This is a genomic window from Pseudomonas campi (assembly GCF_013200955.2).
Classification (GTDB): Bacteria; Pseudomonadota; Gammaproteobacteria; order Pseudomonadales; family Pseudomonadaceae; genus Aquipseudomonas; species Aquipseudomonas campi.
Genome location: NZ_CP053697.2, coordinates 1809504 through 1824659, shown reverse-complemented (window position 1 = coordinate 1824659; position 15156 = coordinate 1809504). Strand labels below are relative to the sequence as shown.

The 15156-nt window shown below is 60.4% G+C and carries 11 protein-coding genes and 3 tRNA genes; 3 read left to right on the top strand and 11 right to left on the bottom strand.

Translation table 11 applies throughout. The annotated features are described in order from the left end of the window. Positions 1-9 precede the first annotated feature (9 nt). Positions 10-804, top strand: coding sequence for an enoyl-ACP reductase FabI (gene fabI, locus HNE05_RS08445; protein WP_173205561.1), 795 nt, complete (start codon positions 10-12; stop codon positions 802-804). An 80-nt stretch (positions 805-884) separates the two neighbouring features. On the opposite strand, the gene HNE05_RS08440 is transcribed toward fabI, so the two are convergent. The 9 genes from HNE05_RS08440 to HNE05_RS08400 form a co-directional block, all read right to left on the bottom strand. Beyond that, entirely contained in the window at positions 885-2762 is a 1878-nt protein-coding gene (locus tag HNE05_RS08440) for a SurA N-terminal domain-containing protein (RefSeq protein WP_173205558.1), read from the bottom strand. 184 nt (positions 2763-2946) lie between these two features. After that, positions 2947-3219, bottom strand: a complete 273-nt coding sequence (hupB, locus tag HNE05_RS08435) for a nucleoid-associated protein HU-beta (protein WP_003239952.1) — start codon at positions 3217-3219, stop codon at positions 2947-2949. 135 nt (positions 3220-3354) lie between these two features. Beyond that, positions 3355-5751: an endopeptidase La gene (gene lon / locus HNE05_RS08430; RefSeq protein WP_173205555.1), complete on the bottom strand. Its 2397-nt coding sequence runs from the start codon at positions 5749-5751 to the stop codon at positions 3355-3357. 146 nt (positions 5752-5897) lie between these two features. Continuing rightward, complete coding sequence (clpX, locus tag HNE05_RS08425) at positions 5898-7178, bottom strand: ATP-dependent Clp protease ATP-binding subunit ClpX (protein WP_173205552.1); 1281 nt, start codon at positions 7176-7178, stop codon at positions 5898-5900. Positions 7179-7291: 113 nt separating this feature from the next. Then, complete coding sequence (gene clpP / locus HNE05_RS08420; protein ID WP_173205549.1) at positions 7292-7927, bottom strand: ATP-dependent Clp endopeptidase proteolytic subunit ClpP; 636 nt, start codon at positions 7925-7927, stop codon at positions 7292-7294. 91 nt (positions 7928-8018) lie between these two features. Then, entirely contained in the window at positions 8019-9329 is a 1311-nt protein-coding gene (gene tig, locus HNE05_RS08415; RefSeq protein ID WP_173205546.1) for a trigger factor, read from the bottom strand. 136 nt (positions 9330-9465) lie between these two features. Then, positions 9466-9550 (bottom strand) — tRNA-Leu (locus tag HNE05_RS08410). Between the two features lie 57 nt (positions 9551-9607). Then, positions 9608-9683 (bottom strand) — tRNA-His (locus HNE05_RS08405). Positions 9684-9714: 31 nt separating this feature from the next. Beyond that, positions 9715-9791 (bottom strand) — tRNA-Arg (locus tag HNE05_RS08400). Between the two features lie 268 nt (positions 9792-10059). On the opposite strand from HNE05_RS08400, the gene folD reads away from it, so the two are divergent. Then, entirely contained in the window at positions 10060-10914 is an 855-nt protein-coding gene (gene folD, locus HNE05_RS08395; RefSeq protein ID WP_173205543.1) for a bifunctional methylenetetrahydrofolate dehydrogenase/methenyltetrahydrofolate cyclohydrolase FolD, read from the top strand. 84 nt (positions 10915-10998) lie between these two features. Here the strand turns inward: folD and HNE05_RS08390 are convergent, their stop codons facing one another. Next, complete coding sequence (locus tag HNE05_RS08390; protein ID WP_173205540.1) at positions 10999-12903, bottom strand: putative bifunctional diguanylate cyclase/phosphodiesterase; 1905 nt, start codon at positions 12901-12903, stop codon at positions 10999-11001. A gap of 230 nt (positions 12904-13133) precedes the next feature. On the opposite strand from HNE05_RS08390, the gene HNE05_RS08385 reads away from it, so the two are divergent. Next, on the top strand, positions 13134-13706 hold the full coding sequence (locus tag HNE05_RS08385; protein ID WP_420826995.1) for a COG3904 family protein: 573 nt from the start codon (positions 13134-13136) through the stop codon (positions 13704-13706). A gap of 61 nt (positions 13707-13767) precedes the next feature. Here the strand turns inward: HNE05_RS08385 and cysS are convergent, their stop codons facing one another. After that, positions 13768-15153, bottom strand: a complete 1386-nt coding sequence (cysS, locus tag HNE05_RS08380; RefSeq protein ID WP_173205537.1) for a cysteine--tRNA ligase — start codon at positions 15151-15153, stop codon at positions 13768-13770. Between the last annotated feature and the right edge of the window lie 3 nt (positions 15154-15156).

Here is a 15156-nt window from a genome sequence, read left to right as displayed (position 1 = left end):
ACAACGCACATGGGTTTTCTCACCGGTAAGCGCGTACTGATTGTTGGCGTGGCCAGCAAGCTGTCGATTGCCTCGGGCATCGCCGCCGCCATGCACCGCGAAGGCGCCGAGCTCGCCTTCACTTATCAGAACGAAAAGCTGAAAGGCCGCGTCGAGGAATTCGCCGCCGGCTGGGGCTCCAGCGCCGAGCTGTGCTTCCCCTGCGACGTCGCCAGCGATGAAGAGATCGCCAGCGCCTTTGCCGCCCTCAGCCAGAAATGGGACAGCCTGGACTGCATCGTCCACTCGGTCGGTTTCGCCCCCGGCGACCAGCTGGATGGCGACTTCACTGCGGTCACCACCCGTGAAGGCTTCAAGATCGCCCATGACATCAGCGCCTACAGCTTCGTCGCCCTGGCCAAGGCCGGTCGCGAGCTGATGCAGGGCCGCAACGGCAGCCTGCTGACCCTGTCCTACCTGGGCGCCGAACGCACCATGCCCAACTACAACGTGATGGGCATGGCCAAGGCCAGTCTGGAAGCCGGCGTACGCTACCTGGCCGGCAGCCTCGGCCCGGAAGGTACCCGCGTCAACGCCATCTCCGCCGGGCCGATCCGTACCCTCGCCGCCTCGGGCATCAAGAGCTTCCGCAAGATGCTCGCCGCCAACGAGAAGCAGACCCCCCTGCGCCGCAACGTCACCATCGACGAAGTCGGCAACGCCGGTGCCTTCCTCTGCTCCGACCTGGCCTCGGGCATCAGTGGCGAAATCCTCTATGTCGACGGCGGTTTCAACACCACCGCCATGGGCGCCATGGAAGACTGAGTTTCACCCAGCCACAAAAAAGGCCGCTGATAGCGGCCTTTTTTGTGGCTGGCTAGCTGCCCCGCAGGGCAGCACCTCGATCAGTACCGCTCGATATCAGCCTGTTCTTTCAGTTCCGCACGGAAGGCATTGAAGTCCTGCTGCCCCAGGCGCGAAGCCAGGAAGCGGCGGTACATGCTCTTCTCTTCTTCGCTCAGCTCGGCTTGCGGCTGACCGACGCCGTTCAGGCGCAGCAGCACGTAGTCACCGTTGCCCTGGCTGACGCCTGCGAAAGTCGGCGTACCATCTTCAGCAGGTTTTGGCATACGGAACAGCGCCTGCAGCAGCACGGGCTCGATGCCCTCCTGACTGCGGGTAGCCGCCTCGACGACCTTCCAGCTCTGCCCGTCCTCAGCCTGCTCGACCGGCGTCTTGCCTTCACGCAGGCTGACCAGTAGCGCCTCGCCCTTGGCCTTGACCGCCTCATTGGCGCGTTGCAAGGTCAGGGTGTCACGAATGCTGTTCTGCACCTGATCGAAGGGCAGCAGTTCGGACTTTTTGTGCTCCTTGACTCGGATGACCACCACGGTGGCCGGATCCAGCTCGATGGCAGTGCTGTTGGCGCCGCCTTCCAGAAGGTCCTCACTGAAAGCCGCCTGGATCACCTGACGATTGGCCGCCAGACCTTCGCTGCCACCCTCGCGGCCAAAGGCTGCCGTGGTTTGCACGGTAAGCCCCTGCTCCTGAGCCGGCTGGGCCAGGTCAGAGGCCTCATAGGCGGCATCTTCCAGGGCCTTGGCCGCTTCGACGAACAGCTGCTCGACACGCGGCGCCTTGTTGTCGGCAATCAGCTTGTCTTTCAGGCTGTCAAAGCTCGGCACATCGGCCGCTTGCACACCGAGCAGCTTGACCAGGTGCCAGCCAAACTGGCTGCGTACCGGAGCGGAGACTTCGCCCTCTTTGAGGCTGTAGAGCGCCTCCTCGAAGGCCGGGTCGTAGACACCCGGACCGGCGTAACCCAGATCACCGCCATTGGCAGCCGAACCCGGATCCTGCGACAGCTCCTTGGCCAGGGCGGCAAAGTCTTCACCCTGCTGCAGCCGCTTCTTCACGTCCTCGAGCTTGGCCTTGGCCTGCTCGTCGCTGAGCTTGTCGTTGACCTCCAGCAGGATATGCGCCGCCTGGCGCTGTTCGGCCAAACCGGCGATTTCCTTCTGGTACAGCTCCTGCAGCTCGTCGTCCTTGATTTCGACGCGGTCGAAGAAGGCTTCTTTCTTCAATTCGACGTAGTCCAGAACCACCTGTTCAGGGCTCATGAACTGATCGGCATGCTCTTCGTAGAACTTCTTGAGCTCTTCATCCTGGAGCTGCACAGCGCCGGTGTCAGCCTTCAGGGTCAGCGTGGCGAAATCGCGAGTCTGCTTGTCCAGACGGACGAAAGCGCTGAGCTCGGCGTCGGTGAGGAAACTGCTGCCCACCAGACCGGCTTGCAGCTGGCTGACCAGCACATCCTGCTCCAGGCGCTCGCGGAACTGCATCCGGGTAAAGCCCTCCTGTCGAATGACCTGGTCAAAGCGGGCGGCATCGAACTTGCCGTCTTGCTGAAACAGCGGCATGCCGAGGATCAACTGATCGAGTGCAGCCTGGGAAAAGGCCATGCCGGAATCTTTGGCGCCCTGCAGCAGCAGGTTGCGCTCGATCAAGGCATTCAGCGCCGATTCGCGCAGCAGCTTGTCGTCCAGCATCGAGACATCGAAGTCTTTGCCGAACTGCTGAATGTACTGGCGGCGCTGCATATCAACAGCACGACTAAGCGTGTCCTGGGTGATTTTCTCACCGTTGACGTCGGCAGCATTCTTGCTGTTGCTGGCGGAGTTGACGATGGCGTCGAATCCGGTGAAAGCCATCAGCGCGACGATAACGCCGACGATGGTCTTGGCAATCCACCCCTGTGAATTGTCCCTGATGTTCTGCAGCATGCATCCCCCGAAACGGCTGCGCTGAACAAGCAGCCATGCAGCGTGGGTAAAATCCGGATAAAAGAAAGGCGCATCCTAGGATGCGCCTTCTCGGTAACTGGTGGAGTGGCTCTGGCTCGACTGAACCACCACTCCGACCAGGTCGGGACCAGCCCGACCTGGAAGGGCAAGGCCAGAGAGACGCTTAGTTGACGGCGTCTTTCAGGGCTTTACCAGCTTTGAAGCCAGGGATCTTGGCAGCAGCAATGCTGATCGGCTTGCCGGTCTGCGGGTTACGGCCAGTGCGAGCAGCACGCTCTTTGACAGCGAAAGTACCGAAGCCAACCAGCACCACGGAATCACCAGCCTTCAGGGCGCCAGTGACGGATTCGATCACTGCGTCCAGCGCGCGGCCAGCAACAGCTTTCGGGATATCAGCAGATGCGGCGATGGCATCGATCAGTTCCGACTTGTTCACTCTAAGTCCCCTTATCTCTGTTGAGTTGTTTCTTAATTGTTTGGTGTAAGCAAAGCGGGTGCTGAAGGGCCTGGCTGACACGTAAGAGCCGCTTTATAGCAAGGGCTCGAAAAATGTGTCAAGGAAGCCCTACGGCTAATGCGTGCTGATTCGCTCCTTGGAATCAGACTCGCGCTTGTCATCCTTTGCAACCATCTCGGGAGCCGCATCGGGCAAGGGCTCCGGGGCGTATTGCAGCGCAATTTGCAGGACCTCGTCAATCCATTTAACCGGCTTAATGGTCAGGTCTTGCTTAATATTTTCGGGAATTTCCTTCAAATCGCGCACATTTTCCTCAGGAATGATCACCGTCTTGATTCCACCACGGTGAGCAGCCAGCAACTTCTCCTTCAAGCCGCCAATCGCCAGTACCTGACCACGCAGGGTAATCTCGCCGGTCATGGCCACATCGGCACGCACCGGAATTTGCGTCAGCGCCGACACCAGAGCCGTGCACAAACCGATACCGGCACTCGGGCCATCCTTCGGCGTTGCACCTTCCGGCATGTGAATGTGCACATCACGCTTCTCGTGGAAGTCCAGCGCAATCCCCAGGCTTTTGGCCCGGCTACGCACTACGGTGAGCGCGGCAGTCATCGACTCGGCCATCACGTCACCCAGCGAGCCGGTCTTGATCAATTGCCCCTTGCCGGGCACCACAGCGGTCTCGATGGTCAGCAACTCACCACCCACCTGGGTCCACGCCAGACCTGTGACCTGACCGATCTGATCCTGCTGCTCGGCCAGACCATAGCGATAACGACGCACGCCGAGGAAATGCTCGAGCAACTCGTCGGTCACCAACACCTTGAAACGTTTTTCCTTGGAGTGCTCCTTCACCGCCTTGCGGCAGACCTTGGCGATCTGTCGCTCCAGGCTGCGCACACCAGCCTCGCGGGTGTAGTAACGAATGATGTCGCGAATCGCCGCTTCCGCGAACTCGATCTCGCCTTTCTTCAGGCCATTGGCCTCGATCTGCTTGGGTGCCAGGTACTTGACCGCGATATTGATCTTCTCGTCCTCGGTATAACCGGGCAGACGAATCACCTCCATGCGGTCCAGCAGCGGGCCGGGGATATTCATGGAGTTGGCGGTACAGATGAACATCACATCCGACAGGTCGTAATCGACCTCCAGGTAATGGTCATTGAAGTTGTGGTTCTGTTCCGGATCGAGCACTTCCAGCAGCGCCGAAGCCGGATCGCCACGCATGTCCTGGCCCATCTTGTCGATTTCGTCGAGCAGGAACAGCGGGTTGCGCACGGCAACCTTGGTCATCTTCTGGATCAAGCGACCCGGCATGGAGCCGATGTAGGTCCGCCGATGCCCACGAATCTCGGCTTCGTCACGCACGCCACCCAGCGCCATGCGCACGAACTTGCGGTTGGTCGCACGGGCGATGGACTCGGCCAGGGACGTCTTGCCCACACCAGGCGGGCCAACCAGGCACAGCACGGGCCCCTTGAGCTTCTTCACCCGCTTCTGCACGGCGAGATACTCGAGGATGCGATCCTTGACCTCATCCAGACCATAGTGATCGGCATCGAGGATGTCTTCGGCTTTGGCCAGGTCCAGACGGACCTTGCTCTCGGCCTTCCACGGCACATTCACCAGCCAGTCGATGTAGGAGCGCACCACCGTGGCCTCGGCCGACATCGGTGACATCTGCTTGAGCTTGTTCAGCTCAGCATTGGCTTTGGTCAGGGCTTCCTTGGTCAGGCCGGCGTTGTCGATGCGCTTTTTCAGCTCATCGATTTCATTGTGGCCTTCGTCGATGTCGCCCAGCTCCTTCTGAATGGCCTTCATCTGCTCATTCAGGTAGTACTCGCGCTGGCTGCGCTCCATCTGCTTCTTGACCCGACCACGGATACGTTTTTCCACCTGCAACAGGTCGATTTCCGCATCCAGCAGCGCCAGCACATGCTCAACGCGGGCCGGTAGCTCGGTAATTTCGAGAATTTCCTGCTTCTGCTCGATCTTCAGCACCATGTGCGCGGCCATGGTGTCGACCAGGCGGCCCGGCTCATCGATGCTGTTCAGCGAAGACAGCACCTCAGCAGGAACCTTCTTGCCCAGCTGCACATACTGTTCGAACTGGCTGAGCAGGCTGCGCGAGAAGACTTCCGACTCGCGCTCGGCGACTTCCATCTCGTCGATTAGCTGCACTTCGGCGCGGCAATGGCCGTCCACCTCGATGAAGCGTTCGATGCTGCCGCGCTGTTCGCCTTCGACCAGTACCTTGACCGTACCGTCCGGCAATTTCAGCAGTTGCAGCACCGTAGCCACGGTACCCACGCGATACAGGGCATCTTCGCCCGGATCGTCATCGGCAGGATTGCGTTGCGCCAGCAGGAGAATCTGCTTGTCGCCGGTCATTGCAGCCTCGAGGGCCTCAATGGATTTCTCACGCCCGACAAAGAGCGGGATGACCATGTGTGGGTAGACCACAACATCACGCAGGGGCAGGAGAGGCAGTTCGATGGTTGTCTTCATGATTTCAGCTCTACGGCGGCCATTTGGCCGTAAACGAACGGGAGACCCTTGAACCTAAGATGGGGCCAGCCTCCGGAAAAAACAAGCAAGGACACCGGAAAAACAAAGGGCCCCGCAGGGCCCTTTATTTCATCAAGTATCTGACATCACGCGTCAGGAGCTGCCTTGGCGGGCGGCTCGCTGTTTTCGTAGATGAGCAGCGGCTTGGAATTACCCTCGATCACGCTTTCGTCGATCACCACCTTGCTGACTTCATTCTGCGAGGGGATCTCGTACATGGTGTCGAGCAGCACACCTTCGAGGATGGAACGCAGGCCACGGGCACCGGTCTTGCGCTCCAGCGCACGATGAGCCACGGCTTTCAGGGCGTCCGGACGGAACTCCAGATCCACGCCTTCCATTTCGAAGAGCTTGCCGTACTGCTTGGTCAGCGCGTTCTTCGGTTCGGTGAGGATCTGCATCAGCGCCGCCTCGTCGAGCTCGTCGAGAGTCGCGATGACCGGCAGACGACCAACGAACTCAGGAATCAGGCCGAACTTGACCAGATCATCCGGCTCAACCTCACGCAGCGCCTCGCCAACCTTCTTGCCCAGCTCCTGGCTACGCACTTCGGCATTGAAGCCGATGCCACCCTTGGTCGAACGACCATGGATGACCTTCTCCAGACCAGAGAACGCACCGCCACAGATGAACAGGATGTTGCGCGTGTCCACCTGCAGGAACTCCTGCTGGGGATGCTTGCGCCCGCCCTGCGGCGGAACCGAAGCCACGGTACCTTCGATCAGCTTCAACAGCGCCTGCTGCACGCCCTCGCCCGAAACGTCACGGGTGATCGACGGGTTGTCCGACTTGCGCGAAATCTTGTCGATTTCGTCGATGTAGACGATGCCCATCTGGGCCTTCTCGACATCGTAGTCGCACTTCTGCAGCAGCTTCTGAATGATGTTCTCGACGTCCTCACCCACATAACCAGCTTCGGTCAGGGTGGTGGCATCGGCGATGGTGAACGGCACATTGAGCAGACGCGCCAGGGTTTCGGCCAGCAGGGTTTTACCCGAGCCAGTCGGACCGATCAGCAGAATGTTGCTCTTGCCCAGTTCGACATCGTCTTTCTTGTCACGCTGATTCAAACGCTTGTAATGGTTGTACACCGCGACGGAGAGCACCTTCTTGGCGCGCTCCTGACCGATGACGTACTGATCCAGAATGCCGCTGATCTCTTTCGGCGCGGGCAACTTGTGCGCGCTGCTTTCGGCCTGTGCTTCCTGCACCTCCTCGCGGATGATGTCGTTGCACAGGTCGACGCACTCGTCGCAGATAAAGACCGAGGGGCCGGCAATCAATTTGCGCACTTCATGCTGGCTTTTGCCGCAGAAGGAGCAATAAAGCAGCTTGCCGTTGTCCTCGCCATTGCGGGTGTCAGTCATTCGATCAATCCAAATCCGATAGGCATGAAACACAAGATGGAGGCAATTGCAGGCATTTTCAAGCCTGCATGACGGCCGGACACGCCAAACCGCCCTATTTTGAGCTGCCTATATTAAGCGGGGCGCTGTTCAATCACTGCGTCGATCAACCCATACTCACGAGCGGCTTCGGCGCTCATGAAATTATCACGATTGGTATCGCGCTCGATTTCTTCCAAAGTGCGTCCACTGTGCTTAGCCATCAGTATGTTGAGACGCTCACGGATGAAGAGGATTTCCTTGGCGTGAATTTCAATGTCCGACGCCTGACCTTGGAAACCGCCCAGCGGCTGGTGAATCATCACGCGCGAGTTCGGCAGGCAGTAACGCTTACCCTCAGCGCCAGCGGTCAGCAGGAAGGCGCCCATGCTGCAAGCCTGACCAATACAGGTGGTCGACACGTTTGGCTTGATGAACTGCATGGTGTCGTAGATCGACATGCCAGCGGTCACCGAACCACCTGGGGAGTTGATGTAGAGGTGGATGTCCTTGTCCGGATTTTCCGCTTCAAGGAACAGCAACTGGGCTACCACCAGGTTGGCCATGTAGTCCTCGACCGGACCGACCAGGAAGATCACCCGCTCCTTCAACAGGCGCGAGTAGATATCGTAGGCACGTTCGCCGCGGGCGGACTGCTCCACCACCATCGGCACCAGGCCACCGGCGGCCTGGATATCAGGCATTTGCTGCATAAATTGATTACGCGACATATCCAGCGATCTCTCCATAAATGTTCATATCCCAAAGACGCATAAGCCAGCTCGAAGGCTGGCTTATGGTGTGCTCAAACGAGGCGAGGGATCAGGCTGCTTGCGGAGCTTCCGCCGGCTTGACCGCTTCTTCGTAGGAGACCGCTTTATCGGTCACTTTGGCCTTCTGCAGAACAGTATCTACAACTTGTTCTTCCAGTACAACCGAACGCACTTCGTTCAGCTGCTGGTCGTTCTTGTAGTACCAGGCCACAACCTGCTGCGGCTCCTGATAGGCCGAGGCCATTTCTTCGATCACTTCGCGTACGCGGGCGTCGTCCGGCTTCAGTTCGAACTGCTTGACCACTTCGGCAACCAGCAGACCGAGAGAAACGCGGCGCTTGGCCTGCTCTTCGAACAGCTCGGCCGGCAGCTGATCAGGCTTGATGTTGCCACCGAACTGCTGAACAGCCTGCACGCGCAGACGATTCACTTCGTTGCCGATCAGCGCCTTCGGCACTTCAACCGGGTTGGCGGCCAGCAGGCCTTCCATTACCTGGTTCTTGACCTTGGACTTGATGGCCTGGCGCAGTTCGCGCTCCATGTTCTTGCGCACTTCGGCACGGAAGCCTTCCAGACCGCCTTCCTTCACACCGAACAGGGTGAAGAACTCGTCATTCAGCTCCGGCAGTTGCGGGGCAGCAACGGCAGTCACGGTAACAGTGAACTCGGCAGCTTTGCCGGCCAGATCGAGGTTCTGGTAGTCAGCCGGGAAAGTCGGGGTGATCACGCGCTCTTCGCCAGCCTTGACGCCAACCAGAGCATCTTCGAAGCCCGGGATCATGCGACCGGAACCCAGCACCAGCTGCGTGCCCTTGGCGGAACCACCGGCGAAGACTTCACCGTCAACCTTGCCAACGAAATCGATGGTCAGCTGGTCGCCATTCTCGGCAGCACGATCGCTGGCCTCGAAACGGGTGTTCTGCTTGCGCAGGATTTCCAGCATGTTGTCGACATCGGCGTCAGCGACTTCAGCCTGCAGGCGCTCGATGGCGATGCTGTCGAGGCCGGCAACCTGGATTTCAGGGATGACCTCGAAGATCGCAACGTATTCCAGATCCTTGCCCTTCTCGAAGGACTTCGGCTCTACAGCCGGAGCACCAGCCGGGTTCAGCTTCTGCTCAACGATGGCTTCGTAGAAGGTGGCCTGGATCAGGTCGCCCAGGGCTTCCTGACGAGCGGAGTCTTCGTAACGCTGACGGATCACGCTCATCGGCACCTTGCCGGGGCGGAAACCAGCGACCTTGGCACGACGGGCAGTCTGTTGCAGACGCTTGGTCACTTCGGTCTCGATGCGCTCGGCCGGGACACCGATGGTCATGCGGCGCTCAAGAGCGGAGGTGCTTTCAACAGAAACTTGCATGGGTATTCCTCGTTGCACAGACGTAAGCCGGCCGTTCCGGCCCAGAATCAAGGGCATGCATTCTAGTGGGTCGAATAGCAGAAGTCACCTGCGGAAAAGACGCAGGAACGGCGAGGTATATATAAGGAAGAAAAGATGGTGCGGACGGAGAGACTCGAACTCTCACACCTTGCGGCGCCAGAACCTAAATCTGGTGTGTCTACCAATTTCACCACGTCCGCGTGGTATAGCGCTGAAACAAAAACGCCAGGCCTAGTGGCCTGGCGTTTTCTCGAATATGGGGTGGACGAAGGGAATCGAACCCTCGACACCAGGAGCCACAATCCTGTGCTCTACCAACTGAGCTACGCCCACCATATTGCGATGCTTGTGCCTGACTGCCAGATGGCACGCCCGGCAGGACTCGAACCTGCGACCATCCGCTTAGAAGGCGGATGCTCTATCCAGCTGAGCTACGGGCGCTTGTTCATCTGCTAGCGCAGACTTGAAGCTTCGGCTTCGGCTAGGCCCGGAGGCTTCGCTTTTGCCGTCTTACCCAGCGACTGGCTGTGCTCGACAAGCGGGGCGAATCTTATAGAGGCGCCGCCATAGCGTCAACACTAAAAGTTAAAAAAATTCAGCGAGATAAAGGAGTTACAGGAAATTCGCCGGGTGGCGCCTTTGCCCAACCGCCCCGCCGTGCGAGAATGCACGCCCTTTTTCAATCCTTCCTGATGGTTAACCACGCGCCATGACCGCACAACTGATCGACGGCAAAGCCATAGCCGCCAGCCTGCGCCAGCAAATTGCCCAACGCGTTGTCGAACGCCGCCAGCAAGGCCTGCGCGCCCCAGGCCTGGCCGTGATCCTGGTCGGTAGCGACCCCGCCTCCCAGGTTTATGTCTCGCACAAGCGCAAGGACTGTGAGGAAGTCGGCTTCGTCTCCGTGGCCCACGACCTGCCCGCCAGCACCAGCCAGGGCGAGCTGCTGGCCCTGATCGATCACCTGAACGACGACCAGGCCATCGACGGCATCCTCGTGCAACTGCCGCTGCCGGCCCACCTGGACGCCTCGCAACTGCTCGAGCGGATCAGCCCGGACAAGGACGTGGACGGTTTCCATCCCTTCAACGTCGGCCGCCTGGCCCAGCGCATCCCCCTGCTGCGCCCCTGTACGCCGAAAGGCATCATGACCCTGCTGCAAAGCACCGGTGTCGACCCGCACGGACTGAATGCAGTGATCGTCGGCGCCTCCAACATCGTCGGCCGACCGATGGCCCTGGAACTGTTGCTGGCCGGCTGCACCGTGACCGTCACCCACCGCTTCACCAAGGATCTGCCGGGCCACCTGGCCAATGCCGACCTGGTAGTCGTGGCGGCCGGCAAGCCAGGACTGGTCAAAGGCGAATGGATCAAGCCGGGCGCCATCGTCATCGACGTCGGCATCAACCGCCAGGCCGACGGCAAGCTAGTCGGTGACGTGGAGTTCGACGTCGCCGCCGAACGCGCCGGCTGGATCACCCCAGTACCAGGCGGCGTGGGCCCGATGACCCGCGCCTGCCTGCTGGAAAACACCCTCTACGCGGCAGAACACCTGCACGTGTAAGGGCATCGCCTGCCTGAACAGGTGATATCCAAAAAAACGGCACCCGCGGGTGCCGTTTTCTTTTCAGTTGTCGAGCGAGGCAGGCTACGCCGGCAACTGCGTCCTCTGGGCAAACGCCATGAACTCCTGGGCAGGCAGCGGCCTGGCAAACAGGTAGCCCTGCCCCTGATCACAACCCAGCTCGGCCAGCAGCCGCCGAATCGAGTCATCCTCGATGCCTTCGGCCGTGGTCAGTAGGTTAAGGCTCTTGGCCATCTGGATGATCGCCGTGACGATGGCCTGATCCTGTGTATTGCCCAGCAACGTGCGCACGAAAGACTGATCGATCTTCAGCTTGTCCACGCGAAACCGCTGCAAATAGGCCAGGTTGGAATAGCCCGTACCGAAATCATCGATCGACAGCTTCACGCCTAGCGTTTTGAGGCGGTAGAGCATGTCGATGAACGCCGCCGAATCCTGCAGCAGGATCGACTCGGTCAACTCCAGCTCGAGACAGCTGGGATTCAAACCGAAGCGGCTCAAGGCCGAACCGATCAACGCCTCCAGATTGCCCCGGCGAAACTGCACCGCAGAAAGATTCACCGAGACCACAAAGCGCGGCAGACCGGCAGCTTGCCAAAGCATCATCTGGCGACAGGCCTCGTTCAGCACCCACTCGCCAATCTCGACGATCAACCCCGACTGTTCGGCCACCCGAATGAACCGATCCGGCGCGATCATCCCCAGCACCGGGTGCTGCCAGCGGACCAGCGCCTCGGCCGCCAGCAGACGCCCGTTGTGGATGTCGACGATGGGCTGGTAGTGCAAGACGAACTCACCGCGCACCAGCGCCTGGCGTAGATCCAGCTCCAGACTCAGGCGCTCACGGGTGTCGGCGTTCATTTGCGCATCGAAGAAGCAGAAACCGTTACGTCCCGCCGACTTGGCCTGGTACATGGCCATGTCCGCATGCTTGAGCAGCGTATCGAAGTCGTCGCCATCCTCGGGAAACAGAGCGATACCGATGGAGATCGAGGTGACGATCTGCATCCCCTTCAAAGCAAAGGGGCGCGCCAGCTCGGCCTGCACCTGCGTCGTCATGGCAGAAATCGTTGCCGGGTCATCCACATCGGCCAGCGCCATGAGGAACTCATCACCACCCTGGCGACTGACCGTATCCGTGTCACGCATCACCCCTTGCAGGCGTAGCGCCACTTCCTTAAGCAGCTCGTCGCCGGCGGCATGCCCCAGCGAATCATTGATGGTTTTGAAGTTGTCCAGATCGAGAAACAGCAAGGCCACGCGCTTCTTGTAGCGCCTCGCCTGACCGATGGCCTGCTCCATGCGGTCACTGATCAACAGGCGATTGGGTAGATTGGTCAGCGCATCGTGCCGGGCCAGATGGGTGAAGCTGGCCTGGGAATCTTTCACCCGCACAATTTCCTGCTGCAGGCGCAGCAAGGTGCGGCGCAGGTCATTGGCCAGCAGCCACACCGCCATCGCGCACATCACCAGGATGCAGCTGACATTGATCATCCGCCCGACCCCGATCGGCCAGGGCTCGAACACCAGCAGACCGCTGAGTGAGGCGTAGGTCATGCCGGCCACCGAAGCCAACATGCTCAGCAGCAGACCGATGAACAGCCGCAGCGACGCCACCATGCCGGCCACGATGAGGATGGCCGGATAGGCCAGCAGCACTCCACTATAGAGCCCCTGACTGAACCACAGGGACACCGTGACCAACCCCGTCAGTGAGACCAGCACCAGCACGATGGCCGCCGCGGTTGCCCCGCGCCGGTTCAGCTGTTGGCCAACCAGCACCAGGATCAGCGCCAGCAGCACCAGCACGGTGTTCAGCCAGCTCTGCGCCAACACGGTCTGCAGGCCGATCAGCAGCAGCACGACGCACTGCACATTGGCGATCTGGCCGAGGCGCCGCGCCTGCAAACGCCGATCCAGTGGATCGTTTTGCTCGTACAGGGCTTGCGAATCTTGCGGGCACGTCATCTCTACTTCTCTTCCATGATGCGACTACTGCGAAACGGTCGTAGCTCGGCGAAAAGATTGCAAGCTAACGAAAACCGCGCGCCAGCGGCAAGTTTTTGTGCTGCGGCAAAAGGCTGCGGCAGGGGCCCCTGCGAATGCCACACGATTACTGGATGCATTCCAATCTGGGCGTTACGCGCGCTTGCAGGTATCTTCAGCGACCTGTACTCACCTTCAGCCGAGACACGCTTTTGATCAGCACCACCCTCCGCAGCGCCCTGCTCGCCACTGCCACGCTCTACTCGACAGCCACGTTCGCACAAGTCGAAGTCCAGCCCGTGCAGCACACGACTGTCGGCCGGATCCTGGCGGTCAAGATCTTCGAGGAGATCGCCCCGAACGACTACGAGACCCTGCTCAAGGGGCTCCGGCAGAATCCGGGCAAGTTCGCCAAGAAGATCGTGGTGCTAGACAGCATAGGCGGCAGCGTGCAGGAAGCCATCCGCATGGGCCGCCTGCTGCGGGAAACCGGTTTCGATGCACTGGTGCCCAGCAATGGCATCTGCCAGGGCACCTGCGTCTACCTACTGGCTGCCGGGCGCGACAAGAACGTACGTGGCTATGTCGGCTTGCACCGCCCCTACTACCCGAGCGGCGACTCGGCCCTATCCGAGCGCAGCAGCAGCGCTGCACGCTACAGCCCGAGCGCCTACTGGCGTGAGATGAACATCCCGACCAGCCTGGCCGAAGACATGAGCCGCATTGAACCGAGCAAGATGCGCGTGCTCTCGCCCCAGGAACTGGCCCGCTACCGGCTCGACTGAGCCACCATGTAGAAAAGAAAAAGGCCGCTCTAGAGCGGCCTTGCTCATTACAGCGAACAGCTTACTCGGCCAGGCGCCAAGTGGTGCCGCCCTTGCCGTCTTCAAGCACCACACCCATGGCGGTGATCTGGTCGCGAATGCGGTCGCTTTCTGCCCAGTTCTTCTCGGCACGCGCCTGCAGGCGCGCAGCGATCAGTACCTCGACTTCGGCGGCGTCGACCTTACCCGTGGCACCGGCCTGGAGGAAAACATCCGGCTCCAGCTGCAACACACCGAGCACACCCGCCAACTGCTTGAGCTGAGCGGCCAGGCCTTCGGCGGCAGGCAGATCCGACTCGCGCAGGCGGTTGACCTCGCGAATCATCTCGAACAGCACGGCGCAGGCTTCCGGCGAGTTGAAGTCGTCGTCCATGGCCACGGCGAAGCGCTCGACGAACTCCTCACCACCGGCCGGCGCAGCCTCGGGCAGACCTTTCAGGCCATTGTAGAAGCGCTCCAGGGCGCCCTTGGCTTCCTTGAGGCTGTCTTCGGAATAGTTGATCGGGCTGCGGTAGTGACTGGACACCAGCAGGTAGCGCACCACCTCCGGGTGGTACTTCTCCAGTACCTCGCGGATGGTGAAGAAGTTGCCCAGGCTCTTGGACATCTTCTCGCCATCCACGCGCACCGCGCCGGCGTGCATCCAGGCGTTGGCGTAGAGCTTGCCGGTGGCCGCCTCGCTCTGCGCGATCTCGTTTTCGTGGTGCGGGAACACCAGGTCCGGGCCGCCGCCATGGATGTCGAAGGTCTCGCCCAGGCAGCAGGTGGACATCACCGAGCACTCGATGTGCCAGCCCGGACGGCCCTTGCCCCAGGGCGAATCCCAGCTCGGCTCGCCCGGCTTGGCGCCTTTCCACAGGACGAAGTCCAGCGGATCTTCCTTGATCTCGTCGACCTCGATGCGTGCGCCGATCTTCAGCTCGTCGATCTTGCGGCGGGACAATTTGCCGTAGCCTTCGAACTTGGTGACGCGGTAGTACACGTCGCCATTGCCCGGGGCGTAGGCGAAGCCCTTGTCGATCAGGGTCTGGATCATCTGGTGCATGCCGGCGATATGCCCGGTGGCACGCGGCTCGATATCCGGGCGCAGCACGTTGAGACGACCTTCGTCCTCGTGCATGGCGGCGATCATGCGCTCAACCAGGGCTTCGAACGGCTCGCCGTTCTCTTGGGCGCGCTTGATGATCTTGTCGTCGATGTCGGTAATGTTGCGCACGTAGGTCACGTCATAGCCGCGCTGACGCAGCCAGCGGGTGACCACATCGAACGCCACCATCACGCGGGCGTGGCCAATGTGGCAGAAGTCGTACACGGTCATGCCGCACACGTACATACGTACCTGGTTGCCTTCCAGCGGCTGGAAGATGTCCTTGGTCTTGCTCAGGGTGTTGTAGATGGACAACGCCATAGA

Coding starts and splice junctions, on each gene's coding strand:
- fabI (WP_173205561.1), top strand. CDS start 10: ATGGGTTTTCTCACCGGTAAGCGCGTACTGATTGTTGGCGTGGCCAGC.
- HNE05_RS08440 (WP_173205558.1), bottom strand. CDS start 2,762: ATGCTGCAGAACATCAGGGACAATTCACAGGGGTGGATTGCCAAGACC.
- lon (WP_173205555.1), bottom strand. CDS start 5,751: ATGAAGACAACCATCGAACTGCCTCTCCTGCCCCTGCGTGATGTTGTG.
- clpX (WP_173205552.1), bottom strand. CDS start 7,178: ATGACTGACACCCGCAATGGCGAGGACAACGGCAAGCTGCTTTATTGC.
- clpP (WP_173205549.1), bottom strand. CDS start 7,927: ATGTCGCGTAATCAATTTATGCAGCAAATGCCTGATATCCAGGCCGCC.
- tig (WP_173205546.1), bottom strand. CDS start 9,329: ATGCAAGTTTCTGTTGAAAGCACCTCCGCTCTTGAGCGCCGCATGACC.
- folD (WP_173205543.1), top strand. CDS start 10,060: ATGACCGCACAACTGATCGACGGCAAAGCCATAGCCGCCAGCCTGCGC.
- HNE05_RS08390 (WP_173205540.1), bottom strand. CDS start 12,903: ATGACGTGCCCGCAAGATTCGCAAGCCCTGTACGAGCAAAACGATCCA.
- cysS (WP_173205537.1), bottom strand. CDS start 15,153: ATGGCGTTGTCCATCTACAACACCCTGAGCAAGACCAAGGACATCTTC.